9 protein-coding genes are annotated in these 6,704 nt (G+C 41.6%); 5 read left to right on the top strand and 4 right to left on the bottom strand.

Features of this window, described 5'->3' with window-relative positions; translation table 11 throughout:
- Window positions 1–77 precede the first annotated feature (77 nt).
- Window positions 78–767, top strand: a complete 690-nt coding sequence (locus FJR04_RS15795; protein WP_168496425.1) for an AMIN domain-containing protein — start codon at window positions 78–80, stop codon at window positions 765–767.
- Window positions 768–801: 34 nt separating this feature from the next.
- Here the strand turns inward: FJR04_RS15795 and FJR04_RS15790 are convergent, their stop codons facing one another.
- The 4 genes from FJR04_RS15790 to FJR04_RS15775 all read right to left on the bottom strand — a co-directional run bounded on the left by FJR04_RS15790 (window position 802) and on the right by FJR04_RS15775 (window position 2,702).
- Window positions 802–1,344 carry a DUF3172 domain-containing protein gene (locus FJR04_RS15790; protein ID WP_168496423.1) on the bottom strand — a complete coding sequence of 181 codons (543 nt, stop codon included), beginning with the start codon at window positions 1,342–1,344 and terminating at the stop codon, window positions 802–804.
- Between the two features lie 156 nt (window positions 1,345–1,500).
- A complete protein-coding gene (locus FJR04_RS15785; protein ID WP_168496421.1) occupies window positions 1,501–1,833 on the bottom strand; it encodes a XisI protein in 333 nt (110 codons plus the stop codon).
- Window positions 1,800–2,003: an element excision factor XisH family protein gene (locus tag FJR04_RS26660; RefSeq protein ID WP_371718123.1), complete on the bottom strand. Its 204-nt coding sequence runs from the start codon at window positions 2,001–2,003 to the stop codon at window positions 1,800–1,802. Before FJR04_RS26660 ends, FJR04_RS15785 begins: the two co-directional genes overlap by 34 nt.
- A gap of 222 nt (window positions 2,004–2,225) precedes the next feature.
- Window positions 2,226–2,702 carry an NAD(P)H-quinone oxidoreductase subunit N gene (locus FJR04_RS15775; protein ID WP_168496419.1) on the bottom strand — a complete coding sequence of 159 codons (477 nt, stop codon included), beginning with the start codon at window positions 2,700–2,702 and terminating at the stop codon, window positions 2,226–2,228.
- A 1,332-nt stretch (window positions 2,703–4,034) separates the two neighbouring features.
- Between FJR04_RS15775 and rplC the strand changes: the two genes are divergently transcribed.
- The 4 genes from rplC (at window position 4,035) to rplB (ending at window position 6,699) form a co-directional block, all read left to right on the top strand.
- On the top strand, window positions 4,035–4,673 hold the full coding sequence (gene rplC / locus FJR04_RS15770; protein WP_168496417.1) for a 50S ribosomal protein L3: 639 nt from the start codon (window positions 4,035–4,037) through the stop codon (window positions 4,671–4,673).
- Window positions 4,674–4,763: 90 nt separating this feature from the next.
- Complete coding sequence (rplD, locus tag FJR04_RS15765; protein WP_168496415.1) at window positions 4,764–5,396, top strand: 50S ribosomal protein L4; 633 nt, start codon at window positions 4,764–4,766, stop codon at window positions 5,394–5,396.
- Window positions 5,389–5,703: a 50S ribosomal protein L23 gene (locus tag FJR04_RS15760; protein ID WP_168496413.1), complete on the top strand. Its 315-nt coding sequence runs from the start codon at window positions 5,389–5,391 to the stop codon at window positions 5,701–5,703. Before rplD ends, FJR04_RS15760 begins: the two co-directional genes overlap by 8 nt.
- Before the next feature lie 132 nt (window positions 5,704–5,835).
- Window positions 5,836–6,699 carry a 50S ribosomal protein L2 gene (gene rplB / locus FJR04_RS15755; protein ID WP_168496411.1) on the top strand — a complete coding sequence of 288 codons (864 nt, stop codon included), beginning with the start codon at window positions 5,836–5,838 and terminating at the stop codon, window positions 6,697–6,699.
- The last annotated feature ends 5 nt before the right edge of the window (window positions 6,700–6,704 follow it).

Genomic DNA, 6,704 nt, shown 5'->3' with positions numbered 1-6,704 from the left:
TTCTCCTACCAATTGGAGAGCAAAATACTATACTTAATCAAACCAGCATATTACCCAAATCCAAAAGCCATTGAATCATGAAAACTATCACCAATCAAATTCTTCCATCTATCGGAGTCAGCTTATTTAGCTTCATTACTCTCACCCCTAGCATCGGTTTTGCCCAACCATTAGCACAACTGAATAATTGGCAATTCAACCCCCAAGCACAGCAACTAGAAATTAACCTCTCCGCTACCACAACACCCCAGTATTTCTATCTTGCCCAACCACCACGTCTTGTCCTCGATTTACCTAATACTAAACTGGGCAAAGTCCTGACTCAAAAAAACTACAAAGGCGCAATTCAGAGAATTCGCGTCTCCCAATTTAACGAAAATGTCACCCGTATAGTTCTTGACCTCGCACAAGAAACTCAGTTACAACCAAACCAAGTACAACTTCAACCCATTTCTCGACAAAAACCCACGCGCTGGGTATTCAAGCCCCGTATTTCCTATAATACCACTTCTTCCAAACCCGGCAATTCCTCTTCCCCCGCCAACAGTCTCTTGCTCAAACCCTCCACAAATCTCCCCCCATCCACAAACCTCACAAATAGCTCCCAACAACCCTTAATTACTGTACCACCCCTAAATTCTCAAAATTCCTCACCTATCAATAATTCACCCCTTCCCTCCGCCATGCTTCCCACCCCTTCAGGAAACAACTTGAACGAAATTCCCATTATTGAATTTGGACAACCTCTACCCATACAAAAATTTTAGGCTGTTGCTGGATTGGACTATGAAATTGAAAAAATTAAAATCTTTCCGTCTCTTGTGGATTTCCCACAGCCCCTGGTTGAGATAAAAAGAAATTTTGAGCGGATTCATTTTGATAAATACATCTAATATCTGGTTTTTCACTGTTTAAATCCCCAGTAAAGCCAAACGTATTCAGACGATTCTTACATTCCCGCACCTGATCTGATGTCACCAATCTTTTATTTTCCAAAATTGCCCAGTTATTTTGACGGATTACACATCCAGGACGGATATTCGGCTGGGCGACATAGACGTTAAATGGGTTAAGCGTTACAAACAATCTAGCATCCATTACCATTGCACTAGCTCCATACTGCACACAAATTTCAGGATTTGGCGCTCTAGTGTCAATGAACTCACGGGAAGCCACATTCGATGTACTCAATGTGGTTGTAGAACTAAACGCAATCCCAATCCCAATTCCCAAAATCAGCACCCCTCCTAAAAGGGCAATGGTGGCGAAGTTAAACATCGGAGATTGGAAAATAGAGGGTTTAGGGGTATTAGCCGGTCTAGTATTAGAAGATTTACGTCTCATTTTCGCTTTATTACCTTCATGCCAAAGTAGGAAGGGATTGGTTTATTTTTTCCCTTCTTCAGTATGCCGAGTCTTGAGGATAATTGTCCGTTATTTTCAGTCAAATTCCCATTTATTAGTATGAGGGATGATGTCATTCATCTGGGCTTTTCTTATTTATCCCACAGCAAAATCAGTGTAATGTCGCAATTTGGGCGGATTAAAACCTAAAACAATATCTTCTTTAGGAACACCAAGTTCAACTAATTCATTCGCAATACCAATTTCTGTACCATCCTGTTGCACCCAAATTTTACCATCAATGATATCCAAATGCAGAACAGTACCATAAATACGCTTAGAATCGAACCAACCAACATATACAAGTTGATAGTGGTCGTCTTCAGTATCAAAAATAGTTTCTGCTTGAATCCGTTTATCCCAAACCAATTTAGCCCGTGCAGTTAGTAGATTTTTTATATGTTGTCGGTATTCATCAATGGTAGCCATTTTTCAATCACCTCCATATCAATATTATAAATCAGCAACAGAAGTTGGTTTTGAGTAACAAGTTCTTGAATAAATGAGGTAATAAAAAATCGCTCATGAATATCACTGGATACGGCTAAATATAAAACACGTTTTGGATCTTGGATTCGGTTTCTCAATGAAAAAATCAAATATTTAATCAAATTTTCCAAATAACTTATTGATTGTAAAAAATTAAATTAAGTAGGTGGACGTGAGATAACCAAAATGTGTAAAGAAAAGTAAAATCGCCCAAAACCCTCTTCCTGTTCCCTGTTACATTCCCCCAACGACAATTTTTAACGCCTACCTACTTAGCATATCCCATAATAATTGAACCGCAGGGGCGGGGTTGACCCACCCTGACAATCTTCTTAACTAGCTAACAGTGTCTTTTCCAGAGGTTTCCAGCGGAAAGTGCGATCGCCACCTCTCTCAATTACCACCTTCACCCGTGGTTCTAATTTGGGCAAATTCATTAAATACTCAACTTCCTGATCAGAAAGAATATGTCCCTCAATAATCCACAACACCAACCCTTTTGATTTAGGGGGTAACTGTTCCAAATGAGAACTGATCATTGGCGGTAAGTAATACACCTCACCCACAGCCGCACCGCTACCAGTGCTTTTTTTACCCAAATGCGGTGGTCTAACACCATGAACTTGCGTTAGATATGCAGCTACATCACCTAATCCCCTAGCAGTAATATGAAGACCAATATAGCCAGCCGCCCTTAAGCGGCGGAGATACCGACCTTCATAACCCCCCTCCAGAGGAACATAAACACCCAACGCGCCAAATTTTTCTAGATTGCGGATGAAACCGTTACCAGTGGTAATTAGTGCCATAGATTTTTCTCCTATCCCACTTAGATGTGTCTATTATTCACTGCTATACAAAACCTGATTAAACTATTCAAAGTTAATCATTCCACTAGAACACATTCTAGAAGGTCTGCTTCTTGTTTCCACCAAGGGAGTCAACTCCTTCTTGTCCACAAGCTTAAATTCGGGTGTAGCCCACCCTATATTTTTCATTATTCACTCTTATGGTGGTAGATTAAGTTAAATGAAGTTGCATATTTTTAGCCCTCTTGAGAATTCAAGGCTGGAATATAGGCATAATCATCTATTCCCCATCACATAGCAAAAAAATACTAGACAAAAATTCATGAATGATTTATATTATTAGATTGTGACCGAATAGTATAATTAGATAGCTATCTTGTTTAGAGTTTCTAGTTAGTCCTAGCATCTGAGTTTCTAGTTAGTTTCCCTAAAGGATAAACTAGCTCATCCAGACAAGAGACTGCTAAACTAAAAAACTTTCAGGTCAAACCAAGAGCTACAGCCATATCTAATGCTCTAATATCAGTTCACTCCCTTAGCCCCTCACAGAAAATTAGCTCACAAGTAGAATTATTTCACTGACCCACAAGGGAAACGATGAGATGAATACTAGTAAGGTAACGACAGTCCTCTAACCAATACCATGGAAAAGAGAAGAAGGCATAGAGGAAACGAACAAATCAGCGTATACTAAAAATAATTTTAAGCAAGTCCGTTCGCGGAATGTTCCATAGGAACAAATACTAGTTTGAAATTTAGTAGCACTTACTCTGATTAATTGAAAAGCCGTGGGACACACGGTGTGCAATCTCAGTTAATGTCTTCAAACAAGAATCACTGAGAAACCCACCTTCACCGGCAAGGGAGTGTGTGGTGTATGTCACGCGGAACCTCAAACAATTGTTTAAGGTATGATAAAGGTGTAGTTCCTGAGCAATAATGTTGGTTTTATAGCATTATATTCAGTCTCAAGAAAGGGATACTGAGCGGAAATAACCACTTAAGTCCTAATACACCAAAGAGTGCCAGAGCAACTGCTTGGACGAAAGCATTGCTGCACAACGCGCAAAGCAATCTAGCATTGCATCCGATTACAGAAGTAATACCTTCTCTAGAAGAGTAGGCAATTATTCCTGTTATTGTGGTTAAGTAAGTGAAAATAAACAAATTCACTAAGAGCAGAAGTGACAAAAATTGTTGCGTCGCCAAGAATTTGCACTGTCTAACGCCAGTCCAAATTTTAGAGGTTATAGTTTAACCTCAAGCGATAGTAATAAAACTTGTCACCAATCCAACTTCCAGGTCAGCAATTAGAAAGGAGAACCAGTAACTGTGTCTGTAGGTATTCTCGGCACCAAGCTGGGCATGACCCAAATCTTCGATGAAACAGGAATCTCTATTCCTGTCACAGTCATCCAAGCCGGTCCATGCACTGTTACACAAGTTAAAACAAAACAGACCGACGGTTACGCTGCCATTCAAATTGGTTATGGTGAAGTCAAACCCAAGGCATTGAACAGACCATTGTTGGGTCATTTGGCTAAATCATCCGCTCCCGCAGTCCGTCATCTGAATGAATATCGCACCGATAGCACTGGTGATTATGCTTTAGGTCAAGAAATTAAAGCAGATATTTTTAGTGCTGGTGAAATAGTAGATGTAATTGGTACAAGTATCGGTCGCGGTTTTGCCGGCAACCAGAAGCGTAATAATTTTGGTCGCGGTCCCATGTCTCATGGTTCTAAAAACCACAGAGCGCCCGGTTCTATTGGTGCTGGTACAACCCCAGGTCGTGTTTATCCCGGTAAAAGGATGGCAGGACGTTTAGGTGGTACTCGCGTCACTATTCGCAAACTGACAGTAGTAAGAGTAGATGCAGAACGCAACTTGATCCTCATTAAAGGAGCTATTCCTGGTAAACCAGGTGCTTTAGTGAATGTCGTCCCTGCAAAAAAAGTTGGTAGAAAATAGTCGTTGGTCATTAGTCATTAGTTCAGTGGCAAAGATGCCGACAACTGACAACTGACAACTGACAACTGACAACTGACAAAGGACACAAAGATGGTAGAGAGTGTAGTTAAAAATTGGCAAGGAGAGCAAGTCGGAGAAACAAGCTTCGACTTAAGAGTTGCCAAAGAAAAGACAGCAGCGCATATTGTACACCGCGCCCTCGTCAGACAAATGACCAATTCTCGCCAGGGAACTGCCAGCACGAAAACTCGTGCCGAAGTTCGAGGTGGTGGTCGTAAGCCTTGGCGACAAAAAGGTACAGGTCGCGCCCGGGCTGGTTCTATTCGTTCACCACTATGGCGTGGTGGTGGTGTCATCTTTGGACCAAAACCCAGAGATTTCAACGTGAAGATGAACCGCAAAGAACGCCGTTTAGCACTGCGGACAGCTTTCATTGGTCGCGCTGACGATTTAATAGTGGTTGAAGAATTTAGCTCTGAACTACAGCGTCCTAAAACCAAGGAACTCGTAGCAGCATTAGCTAGATGGGGCGCTCAACCAGAACAAAAAACACTATTAATCTTGTCAGAAATAGCAGAAAACGTGCTTTTATCAGCCCGTAACATCGAAAACTTAAAACTGATTGCCGCTGACCAGTTGAATGTTTACGACTTGCTCCATGCTGACAAAATTATCGTCACATCATCAACCTTAGAGAAAATTCAGGAGGTCTACAGTGCCTAATGTTGCCCCCCGTGACCTACCTGATTTAGTGCGTCGCCCTATTCTCACCGAAAAAGCGACCATGCTGATGGAGCAAAACAAATACACCTTTGAAGTAACTCCTAAAGCCACTAAGCCACAAATTAAAGCTGCAATTGAAGATTTATTTGCAGTTAAAATCGTCAAAATCAATACTGCTAATCCCCCACGTAAACAAAAGCGTGTAGGTAGATTTATTGGATATAAACCCCAATATAAGCGAGCTATTGTTACCGTTGCCCCTGGGGATGAAGAAAAAATTAGAAAAGTTCTATTCCCAGAAGTCTAGAGATTTTAGATTTTAGATTTTAGATTTTAGATTGGGCTAATAAAAACAATGCCAAGTAACAATTAAAAATCGGAAATTAAAATCAAAAAATTCTGGCTCCAAAATCCAAAATCCAAAATCCAAAATTGAACTATGGGTACTCGTTCTTATCGCCCTTATACCCCCAGTACTCGCCAAGTTATCATTTCCGACTTTGCCGAAATTACGAAAACTGAACCAGAAAAATCATTAACTGAATCAGTTCATCGTCCCAAAGGTCGGAACAATCAAGGGCGGATAACCAGCCGTCGCCGGGGTGGCGGACACAAACAACTTTACCGCATTATTGACTTTAAAAGAGATAAGCGGAATATACCTGCTACAGTTACAGCCATTGAATACGATCCTAACCGGAATGCGCGGATTGCTTTATTGTTGTATGAAGATGGCGAAAAGCGTTACATCCTGCAACCAAATGGCATGACTGTAGGCACAAAGGTAATTGCTGGACCTGAGTCTCCTATCGAAGATGGTAATGCTTTACCTTTGTCGAATATTCCTTTGGGTAGTAGTGTTCACAACGTCGAAATGACTCCAGGTAAAGGTGGTCAAATCGTGCGTGCAGCCGGAGCAACAGCGCAAGTTGTCGCTAAAGAAGGCAATTATGTCACACTCAAATTACCTTCTGGTGAAGTTCGCTTGATTCGGCGTGATTGCTATGCCACCATTGGTCAAGTCGGCAATACAGACGCAAGAAACCTAAGTGCTGGTAAAGCTGGACGAAATCGCTGGAAAGGCCGTCGTCCTAAGGTTAGAGGTAGTGTCATGAACCCTGTCGATCACCCACATGGTGGTGGTGAGGGTAGAGCGCCTATCGGTAGAGCCGGTCCTGTAACACCTTGGGGTAAACCAACTTTAGGGGCTAAGACCCGGAAGCGCAAGAAAGCAAGCACTAAGTTAATTCTTCGTCGTCGCCGCAAATCTTCTAAACGCGGTCGTGGTGGTCGTCAATCCTAGAGAAT

The sequence above is a fragment of the Anabaena sp. UHCC 0204 genome, assembly GCF_009711975.1.
Classification (GTDB): domain Bacteria; phylum Cyanobacteriota; class Cyanobacteriia; order Cyanobacteriales; family Nostocaceae; genus Dolichospermum.
The sequence above is the reverse complement of the archived record's forward strand: the minus strand, read 5'-3'. Positions and strand labels throughout refer to the sequence as shown.

Bases quoted from the DNA above. Each gene is read 5' to 3' on its own strand.
- FJR04_RS15795 (WP_168496425.1), top strand. From the start codon at position 78: ATGAAAACTATCACCAATCAAATTCTTCCATCTATCGGAGTCAGCTTA.
- rplB (WP_168496411.1), top strand. From the start codon at position 5,836: ATGGGTACTCGTTCTTATCGCCCTTATACCCCCAGTACTCGCCAAGTT.
- FJR04_RS15775 (WP_168496419.1), bottom strand. From the start codon at position 2,702: ATGGCACTAATTACCACTGGTAACGGTTTCATCCGCAATCTAGAAAAA.
- FJR04_RS15785 (WP_168496421.1), bottom strand. From the start codon at position 1,833: ATGGCTACCATTGATGAATACCGACAACATATAAAAAATCTACTAACT.
- FJR04_RS15790 (WP_168496423.1), bottom strand. From the start codon at position 1,344: ATGAGACGTAAATCTTCTAATACTAGACCGGCTAATACCCCTAAACCC.
- rplD (WP_168496415.1), top strand. From the start codon at position 4,764: ATGGTAGAGAGTGTAGTTAAAAATTGGCAAGGAGAGCAAGTCGGAGAA.